This is a genomic window from Armatimonadota bacterium, from assembly GCA_013359125.1.
Lineage (GTDB): Bacteria > Armatimonadota > Fimbriimonadia > Fimbriimonadales > GBS-DC > JABWCR01.
The window spans coordinates 234,650-261,573 of record JABWCR010000001.1 but is presented as its reverse complement, the minus strand read 5'-3'; the positions used below and the strand labels follow the sequence as shown (position 1 = coordinate 261,573).

At 59.0% G+C, this 26,924-nt stretch carries 26 protein-coding genes; 17 read left to right on the top strand and 9 right to left on the bottom strand.

Annotation, left to right across the window (positions count from 1 at the left end; translation table 11 throughout):
* Positions 1 to 9 precede the first annotated feature (9 nt).
* Positions 10 to 1,266 carry a histidinol dehydrogenase gene (gene hisD / locus HUU60_01305; protein ID NUL81342.1) on the bottom strand — a complete coding sequence of 419 codons (1,257 nt, stop codon included), beginning with the start codon at positions 1,264 to 1,266 and terminating at the stop codon, positions 10 to 12.
* A gap of 61 nt (positions 1,267 to 1,327) precedes the next feature.
* Between hisD and HUU60_01300 the strand changes: the two genes are divergently transcribed.
* Genes HUU60_01300 through rfbD form a run of 9 tightly spaced genes read left to right on the top strand, consistent with a single transcriptional unit; the run spans position 1,328 to position 9,500 of the window.
* Entirely contained in the window at positions 1,328 to 2,194 is an 867-nt protein-coding gene (locus HUU60_01300; GenBank protein NUL81341.1) for an ATP phosphoribosyltransferase, read from the top strand.
* A gap of 1 nt (position 2,195) precedes the next feature.
* On the top strand, positions 2,196 to 2,798 hold the full coding sequence (gene ruvA, locus HUU60_01295; GenBank protein NUL81340.1) for a Holliday junction branch migration protein RuvA: 603 nt from the start codon (positions 2,196 to 2,198) through the stop codon (positions 2,796 to 2,798).
* Between the two features lie 2 nt (positions 2,799 to 2,800).
* Positions 2,801 to 4,162 (top strand): HD domain-containing protein, encoded by a 1,362-nt coding sequence (locus HUU60_01290; GenBank protein NUL81339.1) that lies wholly within the window; start codon positions 2,801 to 2,803, stop codon positions 4,160 to 4,162.
* Between the two features lie 46 nt (positions 4,163 to 4,208).
* Positions 4,209 to 5,453: a bifunctional 3,4-dihydroxy-2-butanone-4-phosphate synthase/GTP cyclohydrolase II gene (locus HUU60_01285; GenBank protein ID NUL81338.1), complete on the top strand. Its 1,245-nt coding sequence runs from the start codon at positions 4,209 to 4,211 to the stop codon at positions 5,451 to 5,453.
* 25 nt (positions 5,454 to 5,478) lie between these two features.
* Entirely contained in the window at positions 5,479 to 5,952 is a 474-nt protein-coding gene (locus HUU60_01280) for a ferritin (GenBank protein ID NUL81337.1), read from the top strand.
* A gap of 12 nt (positions 5,953 to 5,964) precedes the next feature.
* The gene (locus tag HUU60_01275) at positions 5,965 to 6,678 is read left to right on the top strand and encodes a hypothetical protein (protein NUL81336.1); all 714 of its coding nucleotides are present in this window, start codon (positions 5,965 to 5,967) and stop codon (positions 6,676 to 6,678) included.
* A 29-nt stretch (positions 6,679 to 6,707) separates the two neighbouring features.
* The gene (locus tag HUU60_01270) at positions 6,708 to 7,847 is read left to right on the top strand and encodes an AI-2E family transporter (GenBank protein NUL81335.1); all 1,140 of its coding nucleotides are present in this window, start codon (positions 6,708 to 6,710) and stop codon (positions 7,845 to 7,847) included.
* On the top strand, positions 7,844 to 8,653 hold the full coding sequence (uppP, locus tag HUU60_01265) for an undecaprenyl-diphosphatase UppP (GenBank protein ID NUL81334.1): 810 nt from the start codon (positions 7,844 to 7,846) through the stop codon (positions 8,651 to 8,653). The genes HUU60_01270 and uppP overlap by 4 nt, the downstream gene beginning before the upstream one ends.
* A gap of 4 nt (positions 8,654 to 8,657) precedes the next feature.
* Positions 8,658 to 9,500: a dTDP-4-dehydrorhamnose reductase gene (gene rfbD, locus HUU60_01260; protein ID NUL81333.1), complete on the top strand. Its 843-nt coding sequence runs from the start codon at positions 8,658 to 8,660 to the stop codon at positions 9,498 to 9,500.
* Here rfbD and HUU60_01255 read toward each other — a convergent pair.
* Positions 9,477 to 10,283, bottom strand: coding sequence for a sugar phosphate isomerase/epimerase (locus HUU60_01255; protein ID NUL81332.1), 807 nt, complete (start codon positions 10,281 to 10,283; stop codon positions 9,477 to 9,479). The genes rfbD and HUU60_01255 overlap by 24 nt on opposite strands.
* A gap of 212 nt (positions 10,284 to 10,495) precedes the next feature.
* Here HUU60_01255 and HUU60_01250 point away from each other — a divergent pair, with 212 nt between their 5' ends.
* The 4 genes from HUU60_01250 to HUU60_01235 all read left to right on the top strand — a co-directional run bounded on the left by HUU60_01250 (position 10,496) and on the right by HUU60_01235 (position 14,326).
* Complete coding sequence (locus tag HUU60_01250; GenBank protein NUL81331.1) at positions 10,496 to 11,533, top strand: response regulator; 1,038 nt, start codon at positions 10,496 to 10,498, stop codon at positions 11,531 to 11,533.
* Positions 11,534 to 11,572: 39 nt separating this feature from the next.
* Positions 11,573 to 12,796: a Gfo/Idh/MocA family oxidoreductase gene (locus HUU60_01245; GenBank protein ID NUL81330.1), complete on the top strand. Its 1,224-nt coding sequence runs from the start codon at positions 11,573 to 11,575 to the stop codon at positions 12,794 to 12,796.
* A gap of 78 nt (positions 12,797 to 12,874) precedes the next feature.
* Positions 12,875 to 13,732, top strand: coding sequence for a hypothetical protein (locus HUU60_01240; protein ID NUL81329.1), 858 nt, complete (start codon positions 12,875 to 12,877; stop codon positions 13,730 to 13,732).
* Positions 13,733 to 13,777: 45 nt separating this feature from the next.
* Entirely contained in the window at positions 13,778 to 14,326 is a 549-nt protein-coding gene (locus tag HUU60_01235; protein ID NUL81328.1) for a hypothetical protein, read from the top strand.
* A gap of 30 nt (positions 14,327 to 14,356) precedes the next feature.
* Here HUU60_01235 and HUU60_01230 read toward each other — a convergent pair whose 3' ends face one another.
* Entirely contained in the window at positions 14,357 to 15,760 is a 1,404-nt protein-coding gene (locus HUU60_01230) for a S8 family serine peptidase (GenBank protein ID NUL81327.1), read from the bottom strand.
* 178 nt (positions 15,761 to 15,938) lie between these two features.
* Here HUU60_01230 and HUU60_01225 point away from each other — a divergent pair, with 178 nt between their 5' ends.
* The 4 genes from HUU60_01225 to HUU60_01210 are packed head-to-tail and all read left to right on the top strand — an operon-like array spanning position 15,939 to position 20,458.
* A complete protein-coding gene (locus HUU60_01225) occupies positions 15,939 to 17,954 on the top strand; it encodes a glycoside hydrolase family 15 protein (protein NUL81326.1) in 2,016 nt (671 codons plus the stop codon).
* A 45-nt stretch (positions 17,955 to 17,999) separates the two neighbouring features.
* Positions 18,000 to 18,383, top strand: coding sequence for a glycine cleavage system protein GcvH (gcvH, locus tag HUU60_01220; protein ID NUL81325.1), 384 nt, complete (start codon positions 18,000 to 18,002; stop codon positions 18,381 to 18,383).
* A complete protein-coding gene (gcvPA, locus tag HUU60_01215) occupies positions 18,383 to 19,699 on the top strand; it encodes an aminomethyl-transferring glycine dehydrogenase subunit GcvPA (protein NUL81324.1) in 1,317 nt (438 codons plus the stop codon). Before gcvH ends, gcvPA begins: the two co-directional genes overlap by 1 nt.
* Positions 19,700 to 19,702: 3 nt before the next feature.
* Complete coding sequence (locus tag HUU60_01210) at positions 19,703 to 20,458, top strand: enoyl-CoA hydratase/isomerase family protein (protein NUL81323.1); 756 nt, start codon at positions 19,703 to 19,705, stop codon at positions 20,456 to 20,458.
* Between the two features lie 52 nt (positions 20,459 to 20,510).
* Here the strand turns inward: HUU60_01210 and HUU60_01205 are convergent, their stop codons facing one another.
* The 6 genes from HUU60_01205 to HUU60_01180 form a co-directional block, all read right to left on the bottom strand.
* The gene (locus HUU60_01205) at positions 20,511 to 21,215 is read right to left on the bottom strand and encodes a PEP-CTERM sorting domain-containing protein (protein ID NUL81322.1); all 705 of its coding nucleotides are present in this window, start codon (positions 21,213 to 21,215) and stop codon (positions 20,511 to 20,513) included.
* A gap of 218 nt (positions 21,216 to 21,433) precedes the next feature.
* On the bottom strand, positions 21,434 to 22,294 hold the full coding sequence (locus tag HUU60_01200) for a hypothetical protein (GenBank protein NUL81321.1): 861 nt from the start codon (positions 22,292 to 22,294) through the stop codon (positions 21,434 to 21,436).
* 86 nt (positions 22,295 to 22,380) lie between these two features.
* Positions 22,381 to 23,547 carry a 2-oxo acid dehydrogenase subunit E2 gene (locus HUU60_01195; protein ID NUL81320.1) on the bottom strand — a complete coding sequence of 389 codons (1,167 nt, stop codon included), beginning with the start codon at positions 23,545 to 23,547 and terminating at the stop codon, positions 22,381 to 22,383.
* 13 nt (positions 23,548 to 23,560) lie between these two features.
* Entirely contained in the window at positions 23,561 to 24,535 is a 975-nt protein-coding gene (locus HUU60_01190; GenBank protein ID NUL81319.1) for an alpha-ketoacid dehydrogenase subunit beta, read from the bottom strand.
* Positions 24,536 to 24,541: 6 nt separating this feature from the next.
* Complete coding sequence (gene pdhA, locus HUU60_01185) at positions 24,542 to 25,489, bottom strand: pyruvate dehydrogenase (acetyl-transferring) E1 component subunit alpha (protein ID NUL81318.1); 948 nt, start codon at positions 25,487 to 25,489, stop codon at positions 24,542 to 24,544.
* Between the two features lie 248 nt (positions 25,490 to 25,737).
* Complete coding sequence (locus tag HUU60_01180) at positions 25,738 to 26,901, bottom strand: MFS transporter (protein ID NUL81317.1); 1,164 nt, start codon at positions 26,899 to 26,901, stop codon at positions 25,738 to 25,740.
* Positions 26,902 to 26,924 lie beyond the last annotated feature (23 nt).

The window sequence follows — 26,924 nt, the reverse complement described above, 5'->3', positions numbered from 1 at the left end:
GTTCTTCTATTATTGTAGTCGAATTTCGGCCGCTTTGGCATGTTGGGGCAGGCCTTCTTCTTGGGCCAGAGCGCTGACCGATTGGATCAGCGCTGTCGATTCCTGCTGGGTCAGCCAGATTAGGCTGGTTCGCTTGATAAAGAAGTCGACGCCGAGCGGCGATGCGAATCGCGCGGCGCCGCCTGTCGGCAGGCAATGGCTGGGGCCTGCGACATAGTCTCCCATTGCTTGCGCGGTCCATGCGCCGACCAAGATACAGCCTGCGTTCTTAATGTAAGGCTGAGCCTTGTCCGGGTATTCAATCAGTAGGCTGAGATGCTCAGGAGCGAATTCGTTCGCCCATAAGACCGCCTCGTCTAGCGAGTTGACCAGAACGCAGGGGCTGTTTTCAAACGCTTTCTGTAGAATGGCTTTTCGCGGCGCCGATTCGATCTGCGTTTGCGCTTCTTGGAGAATCGCGCTGAGCGCGCTCTCGTCGGTGCAGAGCAAGAGACATCTTGAATCGTCGCCGTGCTCTAGTTGGGTCAGCAGATCGGCGGCTGTCCAGGCCGGGGCGACGCTGCCGTCGGCGATGATGGCCGATTCGCTGGCGCCGGCAAAGAGATCGACGCCCACATCGCCCCAAACGAGCCGCTTCGCCAGGTTCACTCTTTGGCTGCCCGGTCCGGCGATGGCATCGACCCTTGGCACGCTCGCGGTTCCATAAGCCATTGCCGCGATCGCTGCAGGCCCGCCGATCGCGAAGACTCGATCGACGCCTGCCACGGCGGCCGCAGCCAGCACGACGTCTGCAGGCCGACCACCGGGTTGGGCCGGCGTACAAAGGACGACCTCTTGCACTCCGGCTGCCTTTGCCGGTATTGCGGTCATTAGGACGCTGCTCGGATAGAGCGCCTTGCCGCCTGGCGCATAAATGCCGGCTCTATCGATTGGGCGCGCGGTTTGGAGGATCGAACCGGGCGCGGGCTCGACGGCGGGCGCATCCGTTTGGTGAAACGCGCGAATTCGCTCGGCGGCCAGTTCCAGCGCGGCTTGGAGTTCGGGTCGACACCGAGCGTCTTTCCAATCGTGGACCTCCAGTTGGGCGAGGTTGGGCGAATCGAACTTCCTGGCGATTTCTAACAGCGCATCGTCGCCGTGGAGCCGTATCTCTTCGATCAGAGCAAAGGCCTCGACCATCTGTTCAAGAGTCGGCCGATCCGATTCCGGCCTCAGGATAGCCCGGCGCTGTTGCGGGGAAACCTCTACTGCTCGATAGAATCGCATGGGGCGTCGGAAGTCTACCCCAGGCTCGCAGGTAGAATCGGCTCTCAGTGGAGGCTCTTGATTGCTCAAGTTAGGATTGCCCAAGGGAAGTTTAGAAGAGGCGACTTTTGCCCTGTTTCGCCGCGCTGGATGGAACTTTCGCACTTCCGGCCGCTCGTACCATCCTGTGGTGGACGATTCCGAAATCTCGCCGGTGCTCTTGCGACCTCAAGAGATCCCGCTCTATGTGCAGGACGGCATTCTCGATGCGGGGATCACCGGGCACGACTGGGTTCAAGATTGCGGGGCCAGAGTGGCCGAGATCGGCGAACTTCAGTACAGTAAGAACAGCACGAATCCCGTGCGCGTTGTGCTGGCCGCGCATCGCGATTCCGGCTTCACAAAGGTCCAGGATTTAGAGGACAAGCGCATAGCGACCGAGTACGTCCGCCTGACCGAGCGATGGCTGGCTGAGAAGGGCGTCCGCGCCAAGGTCGAGTTCTCTTGGGGCGCGTGCGAGGTCAAGACCCCGAACTTGGTCGATGCCATCGTCGTCAATACGGAGACCGGCAGTTCGTTGCGGGCGCACAATTTGGAGATTATCGATGAGCTGCTCGTTTCGACCACGCGCCTAATCGCAAACGAGACGGCCTGGGACGACGAATGGAAGCGGACGAAGATCGAGAGCATCTTTTTGATGATGCAGGGCGCGATCGCCGCGGAGGGTCTGGTCGGGTTGAAGCTAAACGTCTCGTCCGAGCGCTTGGAGTCGGTGCTGGCTCTGATGCCCGCGCTCAGGCGACCGACGCTCTCGCCGCTCAGCGACGAGGGTTGGTTCGCGGTGGAGGTCATTCTTGACGAGAAGCAGGCGCGGGAGCTCATCCCCAGCCTTCGGCGGGCGGGGGGCGAGGGCATTGTGGAGTATCCGCTCAACAAGGTGATCCCTTAAGATGATCGGCTTGCTAAGGGGCGAGGTGGTTTCGATCGATGGCGACCGGTTCATCTTAGACGTGTCCGGGGTCGGCTATGAGCTTCGCGCGCCGTCGGGGCTCTTGGGGTCGCTAATGGTAGGCGAAGGTCGCCAGATCACCACGCGCGCAATCTTTAACGAGGAAGAGGGCATCGTGCTCTATGCCTTTGCAGAGGCGTGGCACCGAAGGCTGTTCGATCTTTTGGTCTCGATCAGCGGCATTGGGCCCAAGCTGGCGCTCAACATGCTGAGCGCGATGGAGCCGAGCAAACTGGCCGCCGCTATCGCCGACCGAAGCGCCTCGCAGGTGCAGCAATGCCCTGGAGTCGGCTCGAAGTTGGCGCAACGCATCGTGATCGAATTGGGCGACAAGGCGGCGGAGCTAGGCTTTGAGCGCAAAGTCGCCGCCGTGGTGGCTCAGACGGGCCCATCGGAGTTGGACGACTTGGTGGAATCGCTCGTAAAATTGGGTTATACGAAGTCTTTGGCGCGGAAGGCGGTCGAAACGGCGATGGAAGAGAACCCTGAGGCGAACGAGAACGATCTCTTGCGCTCGGCAATCCGTTTGGCTGCGAGAGGCTGAGAATGGTCTCTGCGCTTAGGCGCATTCGCGATGCGACCGTCGGGACCGAGTGGGAGGGTTGCGTCTACCTGGTCGGCGGGGCGGTTCGCGATCGGCTGCGCGGGGTTCGAGCAACCGGCGATCTCGATCTTGCGGTGCTTGGCGATGCTGTCGGATTGGCTGAGTTTTTGTACACAAAGGGCATTGCGACGACCTGGCCCGCAACCTATGGGCGATTTGGGACCGCCTCTGTCAGGATCGGGCGCAGGACGGTCGAACTTGCCCAAACGCGATCGGAATCGTATGCGATCGACAGCCGCAAACCGAGCGTAAAGGCGGCAACGCTCGAAGAGGACGCATTGCGAAGAGATTTCACCGTCAATGCCCTGTATCAAAACCTGCACACCGGCGAGATTTGGGATTCGTCCGGCGTCGGACTGGCCGATCTCAAGGCTCGCCTCCTTCGCACTCCTCGCGATCCAGACATCACCTTTCATGACGATCCGTTGCGCATGATGAGGGCCGTGCGATTTGCCGTGCTGTTGGAGTTCGAGATAGAAGAAAGCGCCGCTCAAGGCATCCGCCGCAACGCTCAGCGCCTAAAGGTCATCAGCGCAGAGCGCATCCGCGAAGAGTGGACGAAGACGCTGAGCAGCCCCAAGGCTTCGAGAGGGATGCGAATGCTCTTAGATTTGGGCCTTCTGGCTCAATTCGCGCCCGAGTTGTTGCCTATGGTCGGTTGCGAGCAGGGCGGATACCACCTGTACGACGTTTGGGATCACTCTTTGGCCGCGATGGACAATCTTTCTGAGGAGGCTGGATGGCGGTTGCGTTTGGCCGCGCTCTTGCACGATGCGGCCAAGCCCCAATGTCGAACCTGGGACGGCGAGCGATATCGATTCTTTGGCCACGAGGATGAAGGCGAGGGTCTGGCGAGAAGGTTGATGCGTCGTTTGACGTTCTCCAATCGCGACATCAATCGGGTCGCGGCGTTGGTGCGGCTGCACATGCGCGCGGGGAGTTATAAGACGAGTTGGAGCATGGGGGCGGTGAGGCGTTTGATGAGGGATGCCGGATCGAACTTTGCGGAGTTAACGACCTTGGTAGAGGCGGACGCAAAGGCGCGGCGCCCGTCGGGAAAGCGGCCCGACATGGCCGATCTGCGGCGCCGGGCCGATGCCGCATTGCAACCCGTACCGACAGCGCTCTGGTCCAGTCCTCTGTCGGGCAAGGAGATCATGGAGGCGCTAGGACTGACGTCTGGACCTGAGATCGGGCGGTTAAAGCACGAACTGGCGGAGAAGGTGATCGAGGGCGAGATTGCACCGGGCGACAAGGAGGCGGCGTTGAAAGCGCTGGTTGAGATTGCCCGCAAACCTGCCTGATTCTTGTTCGCGGAGCCCGATAGGTCGGGTATTCTTTTCCATAGCGATGGAAGGGAAAGACGGCGTTTTTGCATCGGCTGACGAAGCGATCGATCTGTTTCGAAAGGGCCAGATTCTGATTGTAACCGACGATGAGGATCGGGAGAACGAAGGCGACTTTGTGATCGCTGCCGACTGGATCACGCCGGAGACGGTCAACTTCATGGTGACTCATGGGCGCGGGCTGTTCTGCCTGCCGGCCACCGGGGAGAGGCTGGACGAATTGGGCATCCCGATGATGACCAAGGACAACACCACTCGCCACGGCACGCCGTTTGCGGAGGCGATCGACGCGCGCGAGGGCACCACGACCGGCATTTCTGCCTTTGATCGGGCGCGGACGGTGAGGCTGTTTGTCGATCCTGGCGCTCAGCCGAGCGATTTTGTGCGGCCTGGGCACGTCTTCCCTCTTAGAGCGCAAGAAGGCGGCGTGCTAAAGAGAGCCGGGCATACAGAAGCTGTGGTAGACCTTGCGCATTTGGCCGGGCTGAGCCCTGCGGGCGCCCTGTGCGAGATCTTGAACGAGGACGGCTCGATGGCGCGTATGCCGCAGTTGATCGAAATTGCAAAGAAGCACGGCATGAAGATCGTAACGATCGCCGAACTGATCGAGTATCGGCGGCGCACCGAGCGATTGGTCAAGCAGGCGGCCGGGCCTCTCAAGTTTCCCACGCAGTTTGGCGAGTTCCAACTTTACGCCTTTGAGAGCGAGGTGGACTCCAACCCGTTCATCGCCCTGACGGTCGGCGATGTGGCTTCGGGCGAGCCGGTTTTGGTTCGGATGCATTCCAGCTGCATTACCGGCGATGTGTTAGGCAGCTTGCGATGCGACTGTGGCAATCAATTGCACTTGGCGATGAAGGCGATCTCGCGCGAAGGGCGGGGGGCGCTGGTCTACATTCCGCACGAAGGTCGCGGCATTGGCCTGATCAATAAGCTCAAAGCCTATGCGCTACAAGATTTGGGGCTGGATACGGTGGAGGCCAATCGGGCTTTGGGATTCAAGGCCGATTTAAGAGACTACGGCATCGGCGCGCAGATACTGCTCTTGCTCGGCATTCGGTCGCTACGGCTGATGACCAACAATCCGGCCAAGATCAGCGGGCTGGAGGGTTACGGCTTGAAGGTGGTCGAGCATGTGCCCATCGTCGCCGAGCCAACCGAGCACAATCGCGGCTACCTCTTGGCCAAGGTCGAGAAGTTGGGCCACATGATCGACCAGTCCGTCTTAGCAAGCGAAGAAGCCGAGTAAACTATCTGTCTGGAGGTTTCAACACATGATCAGCAAACAACTTGCCGCCATGCTCGAAGAGCAGATCGGCTGGGAACTAAAAGCCAGCAATCACTATTTGGCAACAGCCGCCTACTTTGCAAGCAACGACTTAGACGGTTGGGCCAAAGCGTTCTACGCTCAAAGCGAAGAAGAGCGCGAACATGCGCTGAAGATCGTCAAGTTTTTGATCGATACCAGCACGCCGTTCAACATCCCTGCCGTATCGGCCGCCGAAACGCGGTTCGAGTCGGCGCTCGAGGCTTGTCAGAAGGCCTTGACCAGCGAGCAGGCCGTTACGGCGCAATTCAAGCGCATGGCTCAGGTCGCGCTGTCCGAGGGCGACTATGTCGGCTTCCAATTTTTGCAATGGTTCTTGGACGAGCAGGTCGAAGAAGAGGCGCTGATGGGCAAGTATATCAGCCTAATAGAGAGCGGCATCAACCTGTTCCAAGCCGAAGAATTTCTGAGCGAAGAATAGCGGTCGGGCAAGATGATTCTCGCCTCGCTGCTTTGCCTGTTGGTCGGTCTGTCGTCAGATTCTAAGAACATGTATCCCCTTGCGAAGGCCATTGCCTGTCCGCCTGTCGCAGTGGATGTTTCTGACGCGCCGGAGGCGAAGGAGTGGGGCGAGACGGCCAAAGCGCTGGTTGAGGCTTGGCATCCGAAAGTAACGGAGCTTCTGGCGACCGACGGAAGGGACCCTGTTACAGGCGGCTCAAGAGGCGAAGCGTACAAGCCGCCGGCACAGATCAAACTTGTTTTCAAGAAGACGCTAAACGTGCCGGCTCATGCATCGGGCGATACGATCACCATCAGCGCCGATTGGATTGCGAGAAATCCGAACGATTTAGGGATGGTGGTGCACGAACTGACCCACATCGTCCAGCAGTATCCGCCCAGTCGCGCTAAACCCGGCTGGCTGGTGGAGGGGATTGCGGACTACATTCGATGGTGGCGCTACGAACCGGAACTCCATGCCGGGTCTGGCCGCACCAAGATCGACGCTGAGAAAAGCAATTACACCGACTCTTATCGGACGACGGCCAAGTGGCTGGCATGGTGCTCTCGCAAGTACGATATGCGGCTTGTGCCTGCATTGGACAAAGCCCTGCGCCACCGAGAAGACCCGATGCCGCTGTTTGAGAAGCTGACCGGCAAGAGCGCCGACGCGCTTTGGAAGGAGTTTGTATCCGACCAGTCGTAAGACGCTTGACGGTATAATCACGCTCGACCGTGAAGCCGACCGAGAGCGTCCCACAGCCCTGGGCATTCAGCCTTCTTTGGCTGTTGGTGCGCTTGGCGCTGATCGCGGTCGTGCTGTACGTTGCGTGGCAATCGTTGCACGTGGCCGGATTGATGCTTGTGTCGGGTGCGTTCGCCTATATACTCTGCCCTGTCGTCGATACCGTTTGCCGCTACAAACCGACCTCGATTCCGCCTCTCATTTGGCGGGGGTTTGTTACGTTGTTGGCCGTCGTCGGTCTGGTCGTTCTCATAATTCTAGGGGCTCGCGCGTTTGTGTCGCCGTTCGTGCAAGAAACGAAGAAGTTCATTGACAACTCTTCGAAGCACCAAGCCAAGGTCGAGGCGTTTATCGAGGACATTTCTGCCGCATACGACGATTGGTACAAGTCGCTGCCTGAGGGAACGCAGGAGTGGGCGGAGAAGCAGCGGGAGGAGATGAGCACAGCGGTTGGATCGCTCTTTGGGAATATAGGGGAATGGACGAAGAACATCGGACGGCGCACGGGCGCCTATTTTAACTTTCTGATCGAACTCTTGCTTGCGCCCGTTTTGATCTTCTATCTGGTTTACGACAGTCGCCTGCTTCGCCGGAGTTTGAGGAAGGAGATTATGCTGATGGTGCCGCGCCGGCACGTTCGGCTGGCTACCAAGATTGCGACCGAGACCAACGCCATCATGCGGGCCTTCATCGTCGGGCAACTGATTCTCTGCGTGATCGCCGGGGTGGCGATGGGGATCGGCCTGGCGCTGTTCGGGGTGCCTTATGCGCTGACCATGGCGCTGTTCGCAGGCGTTGCGCGGGCGATACCGGTCATCGGCTCGGCGCTGGCGGGCGTACCGATCACGTTGATGGCGCTGGTCGTAACCGATGTGCCGACCGCCGTGGGCGTGGCGATTTTCATCACCGTGCTGTTCTTCATCGAGCACAAGATGATCATGCCGAAAATTATCGGCGACAGCGTCGATCTTCATCCGGCCATGGTCATCTTGATCTTGCTGGTGGTCGGCAAGTTCTTTGGCCTGATGGGGATGTTTTTCGGGGTTCCGGTCGCTGTGATCGCGCGCAACGTCGCGCTTTGGTATAACAAAACCTATCGGCCTAAGGAGTTTGTCGAGGTGACGCCTTGAGCCTGCTCGAGGCCCTCTTTCTAGGCGTGATTCAGGGTTTGACCGAGTTTCTCCCGATCTCAAGCTCGGGCCACTTGATTTTGGGGCGAGAGTGGTTCGGGATCAGCGCCGGGTCGCCCGAAGTCGAACTGATGTTCGATTTGGCGCTGCACATAGGCACGGTCTGCGCCCTGATTCTCTACTTTTGGCGGGACTTGTGGACCTACCTTCAAGCTGGGCTGAGCCGATCTCCTGCGAGATCGACAGATCGGAAGATGGCGTATGCGATCGTACTCGGCTGCATCCCGGCCGGGTTGGTCGGGCTGTTCTTTAGCGATCAGATCGAGGCGGTCTTCCGAGGACAGAACAAAATTATCGCCGCGTTCCTGATCGGCTTTGGGTTACTGATGTATCTGGCTGACTATTTGGGAAAGAAGGAGCGACCGCTCGGCAAAGTGGGTTTTTGGGATGCCATTCTCATTGGATGCGCGCAGGCGCTTGCGCTGATGCCGGGCGTCTCGCGCTCGGGCAGTACTTTGACAATGGGGCTGTTCCTCGGTCTTCAGCGCGAGGCGGCGGCGCGGTTTTCGTTCTTGATGTCTGTGCCGATCACCTTGGCCGCGGCGGTTTTTTCGTTCAAAAAGGCGATGGACGCGGGCATTCCGAACGACATGATCGCGCCGATGATTGCGGGCGCTTTGGCGTCGATGATCGTGGGGATGGCCTGTATCGCTTTCTTGCTGGCCTATCTTCGAACTAAGACGACCCTGCCCTTCACCGTTTACCGCGCCATCGTCGGCATCGCATCTCTGGTAAAGTTCTGGTAGTCAGATGAGAGTCTTGGTCACGGGCGGCACGGGTTTGTTGGGGAAGGAAGCGGTCGCCGCGCTCTATTCTCACACTGTTTTGGCGCCGCGCCGCGCCGATCTTGACGTTGCCAATGCCGATCAGACGATCGATTTCGTCCGAGCCTCAGTGCCCGATGTCGTTATCCACTGTGCGGCGATGGCGCGGGTTGACGAGTGCGAGCAGAACCCCGAGGCCGCCTTTCGAATCAATGCCGAGGGCGGGGCGAACCTCGCAACCGCATGCCGAGGAGCAAAATGCCATTTGATCGCCGTCTCGACGGACTACGTTTTTGACGGCGAGAAGGGCGCGCCGTATCACGAGTTCGACGCCGTCAACCCGATCAATGTCTATGGCCGATCGAAATTAGAAGCGGAGCGAGCGATCCAGCGCATCCTTCCCGACGCGGCGATCGTGCGCACGGCTTGGCTGTTCGGCTTGGGGCCGTGCTTTGCGGCTCGCGCGATCCAGATGGCGCAAGAGGGACAGCGCATGCGGTTTGTAGACGACAAGTGGGGCAGTCCGACCTACACGGTCGATCTTGCCAACCAAATTGCCAAGATCGCGGAGAATCGGTTGAGAGGCGTCTTCCATATCGTTAACGATGGCCGTGCAACATGGAAGGAGGTTGCCGAGCAAGCGTTCAAATCGATGGGCCTGACGCACACGGTTGTCGGCATCTCAAAGTCGGATTGGCCGACGCCCGCCGAAAGACCGACCGATACATCGCTCGTCTCGTATCGAAGCGGTTGGAACGGCTTGCCGCCCATGCGGCCTTGGCAGGATGCAATGGACGACTGGGCGTCAATCTTTTATCAAGCGGGTTAAAAGTTCTTGAGCCGACTTGAGCCTTCGATCGACCGGCATACCGGAATGAAAGTCCTCTAGCGACAGCCAGCCTTCGTATCCGACGGCTTTAAGCGCATTGATCACGTCGCCCCAATGCACGACGCCGTCGTCCAAAGGCGCCCACTCGGCCTTCCAACGACCCATTCCCTGCGAATCCTTCGGCCCGCTGACCCACTTTGCGTTCTTGACGTGCACTCGGGCTAAGTAATCGCCCAGAAGCTCCATGCCCATTTGCCAACGCTCGAAGCCTTCGTGCACCATGTTGCCCGGGTCGTAGATGACGCCGATTTGTGCCGGGTCAAAGCCCTCGACCAGGCGCATCGAATAGGCCGAATCGATAATGATCCCGCCGTGGTGCATCTCTACGGTCGCTTTGATGCCGTGCCTCTTTGCCAAGTCGGCCACGCCCTTCAGGTCGCGCTTGGCCTCGTCCAGCAGCCTCGGATAGGGCTTCTTGCCGTCGTATCGAGGCACGTTGACCCGAACCTCCATTGCCTCCATCTCGGCGGCGCCTGCGAACACGGCGTCGAGAGTCTTTAGATCGCTTATGGGAATGTAGGTCGAGAATCCGCTGGTTGCGATGCCGCGCTCTTCGGCTAATTGCGCGTACTGCTTGGCATGGCGAGGAAGGTCGGCGGGCGAAATGTGCCATTCGGGATGGATGCGCCACTCGATACCGTCATAGCCTGCGTTGGCCACCATGTCGGCTGCGGCCTCCACATTGGACGGTCCGATCATCACGGTGTAGACCGCGAGCTTCATTTTTGCCACGCATCTTATCTTCTCCGATTGGCATCCAAGTCCTTTGATCGACGCCAAATATACGGGATTTCTCTCATCTATGTGGTCAGTCTGCCCAGGCTGGCCAATAATAAACAGATGGATGGAGCCTTGACGCGCCATGCGCCTGGCGGCGCCCTGCCAGGAAGGCGGCACGGTCAATGCTTTATAGATACTTCGAAGAGAACTCAGAGATGTCTTCAATAAGCGAATCGCAACAGCGCAGAGTGCTGATCGTAGACGACGACGACTTGGCGCGGGAGACTATGCGCTTTGTGCTTGAAGACGCTAAGTACATAGTCTTTGCCGCATCGAACGCGGCAGAAGGCCTGACCCTTATCGATTCCCAGCCGATCGACATCGTCCTCAGCGACATCTTTATGCCGGGTATGAACGGCTTTGAACTACTGGCGAACATCAATCGCAAGCGTCCGGGGCTGCCCGTCATCCTGATCACTGGTTTTGGAAACATCGAAATGGCGCGACGGGCTCTGAAAGAAGGCGCGGCCGATTTTATCACCAAGCCCTACAACGTGCAAGAGATTCCGATCATGATCGAGCGGAATCTGACGCGACGAACGCTGGAGACCAAGCGCGAAGATCTGTTGCACGAGGAGCTCCAGAAGACTTACCGGGCGACGATGGAAGCGCTGCTGGCCGCCCTGAATACGCGGGACACGGAGACGGAGGGCCATAGCGAACGGGTTGCGGCCTATACGATGCTGATGGCTCGCCAGATGGGGATCGAGGGCGACGAACTGACCGCCATCGAGCGAGGCGCTCTCTTGCACGACATCGGCAAGATCGGTGTGCCGGACAACATCCTCTACAAGCCCGGCCCGTTAGACGACGCAGAATGGGTGATCATGAAGCAACATCCGGTTGTCGGTTATCGCATGTGCATGAAGGTCGATATGCTGCGTCCGGCCGCGCCGATCGTGCTTCATCATCACGAGCGCTGGGACGGAGCGGGCTATCCGTATGGGCTATCGGGCGATGAGATCCCGTTAGGCGCTCGCATCTTCTCCATATCCGACACCGTGGACGCGATCACATCGGACAGGCCGTATCGCCAGGGACGGTCGATCGAAGAGGCGCAGGCCGAGATCGAAAAGTGCGCCGGCGCTCAGTTCGATCCCGAAGTGGTCAAGTTGTTCCTCTCGATTCCCGTGGAACAGTGGGAACAGGTGCGCTCGGCCATTATGGACGGTCGAGAGAAGCGAGCGGCCTAGGCAGGAGTCCTTGCCGATTGCGGCGAACTTCTTTACTTGATGGATCTCTCTCGGCGCGACTTTTTGCGGCAATCGGCCATTGGCGCGGCCCTCGTCTCGTTTGGCGTTCTCACCTCTAAGGCTAACGCTCAGCCCAAGTCCAAGATCGCGCTGGTCGGCACGGGCGCCCAAGGGACGAACCTATTGCGCCAACTGACGACCGTGCCCGGCGCAGACATCGTCATGATTTGCGACGATTACGCGCCGCATCTGGAGAACGGTCGAAAAATCGCGCCCGCGGCCAAGGCCGTCAGCGACTATCGAGCCGTATTGGACGATGCCTCGATCGAGGGCGTCGTGATCGCGACGCCGCTTCATCTTCATGCCCAGATGACGATCGCTGCCCTGCGGGCGGGCAAACACGCGCTGTGCGAGAAGATGATGGCCAAAACGGTACAAGACGCTAAGGCGATGGCGGCTGCCGCGGCATCAACCGGGAAAACATTGATGATCGGTCATCAGCGAAGGCACAACCCGATCTATCAAAAGGCCCGAAACGGGGTCAAGGCCGACGCCGTCGGTCGCGTTACCCACTTGAGAGCCGTCTGGCATCGCAACGGAAGCTGGCGGCGATCCGTGCCTGACGCCTCGCTGGAGCGGCGTCTAAACTGGCGGCTCTATGATGAGTATTCGGGCGGTCTGATGGCCGAGTTAGGATCCCATCAAATCGACATCTTCAACTGGTTCTTAGGCTCTGCGCCGACCGCCGTGGTCGGGTTTGGCGGGGTGGATTATTGGCAAGACGGTCGCGAGGCGTTCGACAACGTTTCGTGCGTCTTCGAGTATCCCAACGGCGTGCGGGCTCTTTACAGTTCCATCACCAGCAACGCGCACGACTCTTACTCCGAATGGGTTTTTGGCGATAAAGGCAGCATCGGCTTTATCGAAGAATCAAAGGGCTACCTGTTCCGAGAGGCAAAGGCCGAGCAATTGACCTGGCTGGACGCCGCACAGCGCGAGAAGGTCGGCGGGCGCGAGGCGATCGTGGTCGAAGGCGGGCCGACCAAGCGCAGCGACGCCAAGCCGGAAGAGCTGGCCTACGGCGAGAACCGCAACGCCTACTGGCTGGAGCTTGCGCAGTTTATCCGCTGCATCCAGCAGGGCGAGAAGCCGCTCGTGCCCGCATCCGAGGCTCTTAAGGCGTGCGTCGCGGCGCTGCGCGCGAACGAAGCGATGGCAGCTCGATCTCGCGTTGAGATTCCTCGCTCCGATTGGACCGTTTAGGCAAAAGCGCCGAACCTTCGTTCTCCTCATTCGTACCGTTTGATAGTACGTAAATTCAGTTTTGTGCGAGGCATTCTCATGATTAGATTTGCTTTGGCGGCTTTGACAACCGCAACCGTAATTGGCGCCGTTGCACAGCAGTCCAATTCTGCCGAGTTGGCGATGTACGAATTGGACGCTCTCCGCATTATGCAGCCGCTGAACCTCAACTCGGGCCAGCTGGCAGAGTTTGCAAGAATAACCAAGGGCGCGGTCGAGAAGCGGGCGACCTATGAGGAGGCCCGCAAAGCCCTTATCGACAAGAACGCGAGCCTGATCGGATCGGCCAACGATTCTGTCGGGCGCGGGAGCGCGCTTGCCGGCGATCTGAATGCACAGGTGCAGACGCTTGAGAACGGATTGAGGGCGCTCGATCAAGAGTTCGAGACCTTTATCCGCAATCAGGCTGCGCGCTTGGCGACGATCCTCAGGCCCGAGCAGACACAGTCCATCTGGTACACCGATTCGCGTCGCGAGTCGGCTAACGAAATGATCCGAGAGATTCGCGGCATTTCGGACGAGGAGTGGCGAAGGCGATCCGACCGATACGTTTGGCAAATGATGGGGCAATCGATGCGCCAGATCGAGCGTCAAACCGGCGTCAACTTGAGGCAGCCTGGCCGCGGGGGCAACCGCGATCAGCAGCGCGAAGCCCGACAAAGCGTCCAAGGCGTTGTCGAGCAGCTTCGCAACGATGCGATGCTGCAGTTGAACAACATCCGACGAATGACGCCCCAACAGGCGCAGAACGCGACCTTCACCGTGGCCCAGCAACAGTTGAGCAACGCTCGAATCCAAGAGATGGTTACGGATGAAATGGTCGAACTCCTGCTCAACCCTGCCGGCCCTTCGGCAGTCGCTCGACTCCAGCAGAATCAACGAGCCGCACAAAACTAACACACCTCCAATAGGAAAGCGGCCTGCCAGGTCGAACGTTATCCCATGAGGATGACAAAGACCCTATGGCAGGCCGCTCTTCTCGTCGCGCTCGCTGCTCTTAATTGCAGCGCTGTCGCCCAGCCCCCAGCAGGCAATCAGAAAGAGGCCATGAAGAAACTGGCCTTTATGATCGGCACATGGAAAGGCAAAGCCGAGATGCTGATGGCTGGAGGCGAGAAGCATACGGCCGACGTAATTGAAGTGGTCGAATCGCGCCTGGACGGTCTTGCGCTGGTTGTGGAAGGAAAGGGCGTCATCAAGGGAGAGGGCGGCGAGGAGTTGGTCGTGCACCATGCGCTCGGCATGATCTTGTACGATACGACGAAGCAAAAGCACATTATGCGATCGATCACGCAGCAGGGAATGACCGCAGACTCCGACATCGAAGTAGGCGACAAATCGATCGTCTGGGGTTTCAAAGCAGGCCCGGGCAACGTCCGATATACGATCAAACTAGACGAAAAGGGACGATGGATTGAAGTCGGCGAGTTCGCCCGCACCGGCGAGCCGTTTCAGAAGTTTTTCTCGATGGAGTTGGAGAAGTCAAAGTAGCAGGCTCTCGCGATGAGAGCCTGCTATCGATCAACAGCCTTGGCCAAACTGGGACAGGACGATCGCCAAGTCCGTGTCGTCTACCACACCGTCGCTGTTACGGTCGGCTCGGTTTGGACCTGATTGACCAAATCTTTCGAGAATGATCGCAAGGTCGGTGTCGTTGACGCAACCGTCGCCGTTGATGTCGCCGTCCAGCAAGATGGAGCGCAACGCCCGGTTCAGGTTGATCTTTCCGGTGCGCACATACGACCCCAAGAGCGTATCGTTGACCGGATCGGTCGTCGTCTCCAATAGCGTCCGAACCTGCAAGGCGGTCGCCATGCTGCGCTGAGCGGGCAGTTCGACCAGTTTCGAATAGAGCAACAGAGCCGCGCCCGCAACGTGCGGGGAAGCCATCGAGGTGCCACTGAGCCAGTTCGTGCTGTCGAAGCGCCAGGTTGAGAATATGTTCTCTCCCGGAGCGGCCACATCCACCCAGTTGCCATAGTTGCTCCACTGCCACTTATTATTGGTGGGCGTGTTGTTGCTGGCCGCGACCGCGATCACCTCGGGATAGTTGGCCGGATAGAAGTTGCTGCTGGACGAGCCGTTGTTGCCGGCCGCCGCGATGGTGAGCACGCCATTGTTGTGCGCAAGAGTCAGGGCCGTCGCCAAGGTTGCGCTTCCGCCCGAGCCGGTAATGCTCATGTTGATCACGTGGGCGCCGTTGGCCATGGCGAACGTAACGCCGCTGGCCATACCGTTCCAGCTGCAGCTTCCGCCCGAATTGCACACCTTGACCGACATGATCTTGCCCATTGGACAGATGCCGGCCATCAGCACGCCATTGTTAGTATTCGCCGATGCAATGCCGGCCACGTGCGTACCGTGGCCATGGTCGTCCTCGGCGTTGCTATTATTGGCGATGTAGTTGTAGCCTGTGACAAACTTGCCGTTAAGGTCGCTGTGGTTCGACTGCACGCCCGTATCCAGAATGGCGATGATGAAGTTATCGTCGCCTCTCCATACGTCCCAAGCGGGCTCTGCATCGATCTTGCGGGGGCCGTATTGGTTGTTGTTGAGGAAATTCGGATCGTTAGGCGTCCACGCGATTCGAGCAATGCCGTCCGGCTCTGCGAACTCAACGTCCGGGTGGCCGGCTACAAATCGAACTAGGTTGGGGACGCTGACAGGCCGGTCGAAATCGAGAACGATGACATCGATCAGGTCCATGACCTGCGCTCGGCTGGGATTGAGCTGCACTAGCAACGGATGGGCGTTGACGATCTTCCCGTTCTGCCAACCTGTCGGCAGCGCTGAATCTCGAAACTTGAGCAGCAAACGGTTGGGGACGTACTCGAACGGAAGTACGCTCTCTTGCTTGCCTGGTTGCGCCGTCGATACAAATACCGCGAGCAGCCCAAGAGCCAAAAACGTTATTCTAAGCTTCATCCAAAACCTCCTTTACATCGCCCCAACGGGCATAATAGTATACCCTTGATTCCCGCTGGAAGCCAAAGCCCGCATAGGGCTTCTTACGTAACAGCGAGAAATGGGCCAGAGTTCCCGGCGCTCTTACGGGCGAACTTGGCCGAGGAGCAGGCGGTCAGCCGCCGAAAATAGAGAGAGTATGCCCAGACCATTAGCCATCGGAAACGGCGAGATGCTGCTCGCCTTTGACAGCGGTCTCAACGTCCGCGACTTCTATTTCCCGTACGTTGGTCTTTATAATCACCTGAGCGGCGCCAAGCTTCGCATGGGCGTATGGGTCGAGGACCGATTTGCGTGGTTGGAAGACCCTTCCTGGTCGAAAGCGATCGACTACATGGACGGCACCCTGGCCAGCAACGTGCTTTGCCGCAACGAAGAATTGGAGTTGGAACTCCACTTGGTCGATGTCGTGCATCACGGCCACAACCTCTACATCAAGCGCATCGAAGCCAAGAACCTGGCGAACCGCCCCCGAGAGGCGCGAATCTTCTTTTCTCACGACTTGCGCATCATGGAGAGCGACATTGGCGACACCGCCTTCTTCAACCCTTATCTAAACGCCATCGTCCACTATAAGCTCGACAACTACTTCTTGATTTCTGGTTACGATGCTTATGGCGGCATCTCTCAATACACGACGGGCGTCAAGGGCTACAGCCATCTGGTGGGAACATGGCGCGACGCCGAGGATGGGCAACTAGCGGGCAATCCGATCGAGCAAGGCTCGGTCGACAGCACGGTCGCGTTTCATTTGCCTCTGCCGGCAGAAGGCGCCCAAACGATGTGGTATTGGATTGCCTGCGGTCGAAACTTGCAGCAGGTGTCGGACCTTCATCAATTGGTTCAAGCGCGCGGGCCAGAGGCGCTGGCGCGGGAAACGGAGAGCTTTTGGCGCGCTTGGGTCTCCAAAAGCGCTGAGAACTTCTCGAAGCTTCCTCAACGCATAGCCGATTTTTGCGCTCGCAGCCTGCTGATCATGCGGACGCAAATCGACGACCGAGGCGCAGTAACCGCCGCCAACGATTCGGACATCATGCAGAACGTGAAGGCGCACTACAGCTACCTGTGGCCGAGAGACGGAGCGATCATCACGAGCGTTTTCGACGAGCTTCGATTTGCGCTAGTCTCTCGAAACTTTTTTAAGTTCTGCGCTCGCGTGCTGCCGCCCGATCGAGCGGCGCTGATGCACAAATATACGCCCGACGGCAGTATGGGAGCGTCTTGGCATCCTTGGTACATCGATGGCAAGGCCGAAGTTCCGTTTCAAGAGGACGGCACAGGGCTAGTGATGTGGGCGCTGTGGCGGCATTACGAAAGTCTGCAAGACATCGAGTTCGTCGAGCCGCTCTACGAAAAGATGATCGTGCCGATGTGCGACTTTATGGTCGATTTTCGCGATCCGCACTCGCATTTGCCTCTTCCCAGTTGGGATCTTTGGGAAGAGCGGCGCGGCGTGCACTGCTTTACGACCGTCGCCGTTTGGGCAGGATTGGAGGCCGGCGCGCGCTTTGCCGAGTTGATCGGCGATACCCGCGCCAAGAAGTTTAAGACCGCCGCCAACCAGATCAAAGAAAACTTCAAAACCTACTTTTACGATCACGATCGAGGCTTCTTCCTGCGCACGCTCTATCCGTCCAAACGAGGGGGTTACTCGCCAGACTTGGTGCCCGACTCCAGTTCGCTGGTGATACCGCTTTTTGGCATGTTCCCCATCGACGATCCCGAGGTCGAGTCGTCCGCGCGCACGATCGAGCAACGGCTCTGGGTCAATACAGAAGTAGGCGGCATGGCGCGATACGAAAACGACTACTACTTCCGCCAGTCGCACAGCGTGCCGGGCAATCCCTGGTTTATCTGCACTCTGTGGCTGGCCGAGCACCTGATCTTGGCTGCCGATGAGCCCTGCGATATGGAGCGACCGCTCGAACTGCTCGAATGGTGCATCCGGTGGGCGCTGCCGACAGGCGCATTGTCCGAACAGATCCATCCCTACACGGGCGAGCCGCTCTCCGTTGCGCCGCTCACCTGGTCTCATGCGGCCTTTGTGCACACCGCGCTCCAATACAGCCAAAAAATGGAGCGCTTGAACGGTCGCGGGCGCAGAAAGGAAGACCAAAGAGGCCAAACGCCCAACAAAGACAAAGCTGCCCGCTGACGCCCGGGTAGAATCGGAGCAAATCCGACCCGGAGGTCGCAAGGCATGGACGTTCCTTCCAATCTTAAGTACACCAAGACCGATGAGTGGGTTCGCGTCGAAGGCGACGAGATCGTCATCGGGATCACTGATTACGCGCAAGGCGAGTTAGGCGACATCGTCTACGTCGAACTGCCAGAGCCGGGCCGTTATCTGCAGAAAGAGCAAGCCTTTGGAGCGGTCGATTCGAACAAGACCACGTCCGAGCTGTATACGCCCGTTGAAGGCGAGGTAGCCGCTGCGAACGGAAATCTGGTCAGCGCGATGGAACTGATCAACACCGACCCCTATGGCGAGGGTTGGATCGTGCGAATCCGGGCAACGGACCTATCGCCGTTGGACGATTTGATGAGCGCGGACGAGTATGCGGCGTACCGGTCGGATCACTAATGCGGTACATCCCCCATACCGACGAAGATCGGCGAAGAATGCTGGCGGAGATCGGCGCTCGTTCGGTTCGAGAACTCTTTCGCGATATTCCGGACGACCTCTACATCGATGGCCCGCTCAGCGTTCCCGCTGGCTTGGACGAACATGCGATCTTCCGAAACCTCTCCCGCATGGCATCGCAGAACGCCAACATGGTCGAGAACGTCTGCTTCTTGGGCGCAGGCATCTACGATCACTTCGTGCCCAGCATTGTGCCCGCGCTCTTTAGCCGAGGCGAGTTTCTGACCGCCTACACGCCCTATCAGCCGGAAGTTAGCCAAGGGCTGTTGCAAAGCATTTTTGAATTCCAAAGCATGATCTGCGCCTTGACGGGCATGGACGTCTGCAACGCCTCGATGTACGACGCCGCGACCGCGCTTGCAGAGGCGGGTCTGATGGCCTGCAACGTTACGGGGCGAAACCGAATCGTCTGCGCGAGGTCGGTGCATCCTCACTATCGAGAGGTAACCGAAACCTATCTAAAGACGACCGAGCGCGACTATGTCGAGGTCGAGAACGTAATCGATGTGTTGGACGATCGGACCGCCGCCGTATTGGTGCAGTATCCAAACTTCTTTGGCAACATTGACGATCTGGCGTCGATCGTAGCCGCTGCGCGCTCGGTTGGCGCGTTGGCGGTCGTTTCGGTCAACCCGATCTCGCTGGGCGTACTCAAGCCACCGTCCCAGTTTGGGTTCGACATCGTCGTGGGCGAGGGTCAGACCCTAGGCCTCTCGATGAACTTTGGCGGACCTCTGTTGGGCTTCTTTGCCTGCAAGCAGGAGCATATCCGCAAGATTCCGGGGCGCATTGTGGGCGAGACGACCGATGTGGAAGGACGCCGCGGCTTTGTGATGACGCTTCGCGCTCGCGAGCAGGACATTCGGCGAGAGAAAGCAACGTCGAACATCTGCACGAACGAAGCGCTGTGCGCTTTGGCAGCGACCATCTATATGGCCTCTTTGGGCAAGCACGGAATTACGGCGGTTGCCGAAACGTGCGCTCAGAAGGCCCATTACGCGGCTGAACGACTCTCCTCCCTGCCCGGATGCTCTATGGCTTTTCCCGATGCAAAGTTCTTTAACGAGTTCGCTTTGAGACTGCCGATCGATCCGACGGTAGCCCGAGATCGGCTGTTGGAGAAGAGCGTCCTGGCCGGTTTGCCTTTGGGCGACTACTATCCAGAACTGAGGGATTGCCTGTTGGTGGCGGTAACGGAGACGCGAACTCGGGAAGAGATCGATCGTTTCGCATCCGAGTTGGGCGCCTTGATTTAAGCCATGCTTCGGATTGAGAAAGAAGGTCGGGTCGCGAAGGTCGTTCTTGATCGGCCTGACAAGCACAACGCCTTGAACGCAGAGCTGATTCAAGCGATCACGGATGCGTTTCGCCAACTCTCTACAGACGCGAGCGTTAAGGTGGTCTCGTTGTCCGGCGAAGGCAAGTCGTTCTGCGCCGGCGCGGATCTGAACTATATGGCGGAAATTGCAGCATTCGGAAAAGAAGAAAACTATCAAGACTCGCTTCGATTGGCCGATGCGTTTGAGTCGATTGCCGCTTGCCCCAAACCCGTAGTCGCCTATGCTCACGGCGCCTGCTTGGGGGGCGGGGCGGGTCTGTTAGCCGCCTGCGACTATGTAGTGAGCGCGCTGGACGCTCAATTTGGATTTACGGAAGCTCGATTGGGGTTGGCGCCTTCGGTCATCTCGCCATACGTCGTACGGAAGATCGGTATCGGCCATGCGAGGGCTTTGTTCTTGTCGGCCGAGCGATTTGACGCTGAGACCGCGCTGAGGATCGGCCTTGTGAATCGGCTTGGCGATAGTGCGGACGAGGTTGTCCGTATGTTGCTAGAGAACGGCCCCGTTGCTATGGCGGCGATCAAGAAACTGCTGAGCGAGTTGCCGTCATGGGATTCTGGTCAAGCGCGCGAGGAAACAGCCAGGTTGATTGCGAACCTTCGGTCTGGCGATGAAGGGCAAGACGGGATGAAGGCGTTCTTGGAGCGCAGGAAGCCAAGGTATCAGGAGGAGTGAAGCGCGGCCCGGTGATTCGAGCCGCGCTGGAGGAACAGCCTTTAGGTACGGACTACTTGTTTCGGCGTCGCAGAGCGATGCCGGCCAAGCCCATGCCCAGAGCGATCATCGAAGCCGGCTCCGGCACTTCGGTGGCGTGCAAGCGCAGAGCGGTGTTGTCGTTCAATCTGCCGCTGAAAGTTCGGGCGTCATTCCGGTCGATCAGGCCGTTGGCGTTGGCATCCCGATAGAAAGCGTCGACAAGGCCGCCCTGGCCGCCCACTAGCGGCGCCATATCGACCACGCCGCACGTCAGGGTCTGCGTAACGACGTTGTCGCCCATCAGCATGATCTCAATGCCCTTGTCCAGATTCGCGCCCAGCATGACGCCGGCAGGCACGGCCAGACTGACGATGAACGCGGCGGCTCCGGTGGTGCTCAAAGCGCCCAGATTGTAGTTGAAATCGCCGATCATCGTGCCAAAGGCCGGATTGGCGTCGAGCGGAAGCGGTCCGTAACTGTCGAAGACGCGCAGGCGCGCGGTTACGTTCTGGAAGTTGACGGCTGCCGCCGCGATCAGCACAAAGTCGACCTGGTTCAGTTCCCATACCATCGTGCCGCTGGGAGCCAGCACGTCCATGCCGTCGCCCATCAGGTGTCGCGGGGTGCCGCTGGTGAAGGTGAGGCCAGGCGTACCGGTCAATGCGTCGTAAATCACCACTGCGTTTGCCGACAGCGCCATGACGCCAGCCAGCGCTAAAGCGATAAAGCGTTTCATCGAAACTCCTCCTTTTGCAAAGTCAAGTGAGGAGATTATAAGACAGAAAAGAGAATTATGGATTGAATCCACCCTGTTAATTTTACAGGTTTTGCCGGTCGAACTTAGACAACCCCGCTAATCGACGAGCCCGATCGCCTTAGCGGATCGTTCATTCGAATTCTATAGTCTCGAGAATGAACGGATGGGCGCGCAGACATCCCATCGCAAATAGCCAATCAGGGACCGTCCGACAGGTCCCAGAGCCGGTCGGTATAGCTGATGACTCCCGTGCGCTTAAGGTGTTGTTGCGCGGTGCGGACGGCGTGCTTCCATTTTTTGCCGAAGCGCTTGCCGTCAATGACGCGATCGATCGTGTCGTCGCATAGATCCGGGTGGAGACGGCTGATAAACTCATGCAAGCGCGCGGTTGGCAGGGGCCCGTGCTTTCGCAGAAGGTGCTCGATGGTCAGCGCGAACACGGCATGGATTGGTCCGCCAGCCAACCGCAGGCGAATCAGTTCGTCTTCGGCAACGAGCAGCGCCCGCCGGAAGGCTCGCCGCAAACGCGAGTCGGTCGTCTTCAGTTGCCGGGCGTAGCGCTCGCGAGCCTTGGAAGCCACGGCCGCATAGTTTGCTAATTGCACCTGCCCCACAGCGGCCCCTGTTGCTCTGCAATCTTGAAAGAGGCCTTCTATGGCCTCTAAAGCCAAGGGGTCGTCGACCAAGAGGCCGCACTCGACATTTCCATAGAAAGCCCCGCCCGTGAGATTGCCGGATGTTACTATCGCCCTGGCGCCATCCGCGACATAGACCTTGGCATGGAATCGCGGCACGTGCCACAGCGCCGATTTGGGGGCTACCTGTAGCAGCTGCTCCACAGCGGACAGGTCCAACGAGCCATCGCACACGTGTGCCGGCCCCAAGTCGGTTACGACTTCGATGCGCCCCGAACGTCTTAGGGCAGGCGTCAATTGATCGACGACCAGTGCGGCTCCATCGCGACTGATAAACGGCGCTGCGACGGTCAGTCGATGCCGAGCGCTACGGATCAGCCGCGCCAGTTCATCGTGCCAGCCACTAGCGAGAACCGCCGTCATCTTTGTTCAAACGGGAGAGCGCAGGCGGGCTCGGTAACGATCGGGGCAATGCTCTGCGAGGGCCTCCGATCGACCATTTGGGCATTCTACCCCACCAACCGAATCGCCTGCTCCAGATTCTGCTTGACATCTTGCAAGAAAATCGCGCCCGACGCGCCGTCGATCGTGCGGTGGTCGCAACTCAGGGTTACTTTCAGGACTTGTCGAACAACGATCGAATCGTCCTCTAGGGCAACAGGGGTCTTTTTTGTCGCGCCGACGGCCAAAATCGCGGTCGCGGGCGAATTGATGATGGCGCTGAACTCGTCGATGCCGAACATCCCCAAGTTGCTGACGGTGAAGACGTTTCCGCTCATCTCATCCGGCATCAGCTTGCCGTCGCGAGCCTTCTCCGCCAGCGCTCGGCTTTCTGCGGCAATCTGCCGAAGACTCTTCTTCTCGCACGATTTAACCACAGCCACTAGCAAGCCGTTCGGCACGGCCACCGCGCTACCGATGTCGATCGAGGGCGGATGGGCGAGTTGGTCGTCTTTGATCTGAGCGTAGATGTTGGGATGCCTCTCCAACGCGAGCGCGCAAGCCTTGACAATCAGATCGTTGACGCTGACTTTTGGCGCGTCCTCCACTTCGTTCAGCTGCTTGCGCAGGGCCAACGCGGCGTCCATCTCGACCTCTATTGTGAGATAGAAATGCGGGATGGTCTGCTTGGCTTCGGTCATTCGCTGGGCGATGAGCTTGCGAAGGTATGGTATCGGCTCGGCCGTGGATACGGGCGCTTTCGATGGCACGATGCTCTGCGCTGCCAAGACGTCTCTTTGCACTATGCGGCCGTGAGGCCCGCTGCCGGCAACCTCCTTTAGGTTAACACCGCTGGCAGTGGCCAGTTTCTTGGCCAGGGGCGAAGCCTTTATGCGATCGTTTTCCCGGATCGTTGGCTTTTCAGCAACCTCTACCACGGGGTCAGGCTCTTTCTTTGCTGCCACAACGGGCGCGGCATCCGCCTTGGGCGGCTCCTCGCCGCTGGCCAAGATGTAGGCCATCGCCTGGCCGACCGGAACCGTGTCGCCGTCCTTGTATCGTACGCCGCCAAGCACGCCAGAGCCAGACGCAGGAAGCTCCACATTCGCCTTGTCCGTGCCGATCTCGGCGATCGTTTCGCCGTCCTCGACCGGGTCGCCTTCCTGCTTCAGCCAGCGAATGATGACGCCTTCTTCCATGCCGTCGCCCATCTTGGGCATGATCACTTCAACCATTCAGTTCCATCCCTCACTGAAGCGTCTGCTTGACCGCTTCCACAATGTCCGGCGCGTGCGGTATCGCTAATTGCTCCAAGTTCTTGGCGTAAGGCATCGGCACGTCCGCCCCCGCCACGCGCAAGATGGGAGCGTCCAGTTCGTCAAAAGCCTGCTCCTGTATCTGAGCGATGATCTCGCCGCCAAAGCCGGCGAACTTCCAATCGTCGTGCACAACGACGGCTCGATGCGTCTTGGCAACCGAATTGATCGCCGTCTCCATGTCGATCGGGTTGATCGTGCGCAGATCAACGATCTCGATCTCGATGCCTTCCTTGCTCAGGGTTTCGGCCGCTTCCAATGCTAAGTGCACGCCGCGGCTGTAGGTGATGATGGTCGCATCGCTCCCCTCGCGCTTGATGTCGGCCACGCCAAACGGAACCAAGTGTTCGCCCTCCGGTACAGGGCCCTTCACCCCGTACAGATGCGGGTGCTCCATAAAGACGATCGGGTTGCTGTCCCTGATCGAGGTCTTCAGCAATCCCTTGGCGTCGGCAGGCGTAGCCGGCAGAGCGACCTTCAATCCGGGCGAATGGGCAAACCAAGACTCCAGACTGTGCGAGTGCTGGGCGGCCAGCTGCTTGCCAGGTCCTGCAGGACCTCTTATCACCATCGGCACGGGGCACATGCCGCCCGACTTGTACAGAATCTTAGCCGCGTGATTGACGATCTGGTCCATCGCCAAGATACCGAAGCTCCAGGTCATCATCTCGACGACCGGCCTCAACCCGTCGATCGCGGCGCCCACGGCAATGGCGGTAAAGCCAGGCTCGGATATAGGCGCGTCCCACACTCGATGCGGGCCGTACTTCTCAAAAAGCCCTTCGGTTACGCGAAAGGTGCCTTGATAACGGCCAATGTCCTCGCCGATCAGGAACACCTTCTCGTCGCGGTCTAATTCCTCTATCAGCGCTTCGCGCAGCGCCTCTCGATAGGTGATTTCTCGCATCGGGCTTTAGGAGGCCAGCACGTCGGCGAACAGTGCTTCTGGAGCCGGCTCAGGGCTCTCCTCGGCAAACTTGGCCGCTTCGCTCACGATGCTCTGGGCTTCCCGATCGATCTCGTCCAACTCGGCCTGGGTAGCGATGCCATTCGCGACGAGTTCTCGTCCAAGCGTTAGGATGGGGTCGCGCTGCTTCCACTCTTCGAGCTCTTCTTTGGTTCGATAGGAGCCAGGGTCGGTGATGTCTGCCGCGCCATGGCCGGCAAATCGATAGGTCAGCGCCTCGACAAAGTAGGGCGACTTCCGCTCGCGCACGTACTCGATGACCGATCCGGCCGCATCCCAGACCTTAAACGGATCCATGCCATCGACCTGAATCGATGGGAAGCCATAGACGGACGCTCGCTTGGCCAGATTCGTCTCCGCGCTGTGCAACTCCAGCGGAGTGCCCATCGCATACTTGTTGTTCTCCACTATGAAGACTACCGGCAGGTCCCACAGTCCGGCCATGTTAAAGCACTCGTGCAGCATCCCGGCGTTCATCGATCCGTCGCCAAAGAAACAGAGGGTAACGGAGTCTTCGCGCCGATACTTGGCGGCAAAAGCGACGCCGGTCGCAATGCCGATCATGCCGCCGATGATGCCGTATCCGCCCAAAAATCGATTGGGCTTGTCGTAAAGGTGCATCGAGCCGCCCTTGCCGTGGCACAGGCCGGTCGCTTTGCCGTACAGTTCGGCCATCACTTTGTTCGGATCGCTGCCCAGCGCCAATACATAGGCGTGGTCTCGATAATGGCCGACAACTTGGTCTTGTTGCTTCAGCTGGTTGATAAAGCCCACTGCGACGGCTTCCTGCCCGCTATAGACGTGCAGATAGCCGCCGACCTTGCCCTCTCGATAGGCTCGGTTGCTTCGATCTTCAAACCGGCGGATAAGGGTCATCTGCCGATACATGCGCATTTGCTCTGCCGGACTGGGCAGATTGACCGCGCTCAAAAATTCTGCTTTCAAGTTTTCCCGACCTCCGTTTGGTAGCGGAGCCTATGCTCCATGCGGCGAAGCGGGATCGGCAAGACACGGCGAAGAAGCAGAAGTCTGCCCGCCGTGATCGATATTCGATCGCGCGTCGCGTTGGGCCTCATGGCCCGGGTCCGCACCGTTGCGGGCAGTCGGCACGGGCGGCATCGCCCATGCGGTTCCACACTATATTATACCCCGGTTGCCTCAATTGTATTAGCCGCAGGTTTCATTGTCAGGGCAAATGCGGCCACGCCCACCATTACAAGTCCCGCCGAAAGCCATGCCAAACTAATGCCTTTCGCCATGATCATGTAGCCCCACAGTGGCCCGATGATCCGTCCAAGGCTCTCCAACGAGTTCGCAACGCCTTGCACCAGGCCCATTTCGTGCTTCCCCGCTGTTTGGCTGAGCAGCGAGGTCAAACAGGGCGAGGCGAACGCGCCGCCCACTGTGATCGGCACCGCCATCGCGATAAACAGGTTTGAATCGCGGGTTGTCGCCGCTCCGACCAATCCCAACGCGCACACTGCCAAACCGCCGGCAATGCACGATCGCTCGCCATATAGCTTCACCAGGCGCGGCATGATGTAAAGCTGCGTTACGACCGCCGTGCCGCCCACCAAGGCCAAGATGTTGCCCAAGTGCCACTCTTTGAACCCAAATTGCTTCATCCCGAACTCTGGAAAGGTGGAGTGATAGACCGCAAAGCAGCTCCATACCAGTAGATTGACGAACAGAATGCGTCCAAGGATCGGTCTTCCGAGCATTCCCGGCGCATGGCGCAACGGATTGGGGCCCCGCGCTTGCGACGCATGCTGGGTTTCCGAGACGTAGAGCCATGCCAGGATCATTGCGATAAGAGACAGACCTGCCGCGCCCCATGCGGGCGCGGTCGGCCCAATCCGAGCCAATTGCCCGCCGATCGCCGGACCGGCGATAAAGCCCAGTCCAAAAGCAGCGCCCATCATGCCGTAGCCCTTTGCTCGCTCGTGCTCGGCCAACAAGTCGGCAATGTAGGCTCGCGCCGTAACGACGCTGGCCGCCGACAACCCGTCCACTACTCGCGACAGCAGCACCAGCGGCATCGAGGTCGCCAGCGCCAAGATCGCAAAGCTTGCGACCGATCCGAACATGCTGAACACCAAAACAGGCCGCCGTCCGATGCGATCCGACAGCCCTCCCAAGTAGGGCGACGCGAGCATCTGCGCGATCGAAAAACTGGCAAAAATGACGCCCACTTCCCACTGCGTCGCGCCCCGTTCCTGGGCATATTTGGGCAGAATCGGGATGATGATCCCAAATCCCATCAGGCTGACGAAGATCGTGCCGAGCACCGCCAGCAGCGCCCTCATTTTGTCCTTCTCCGACGCCGTCG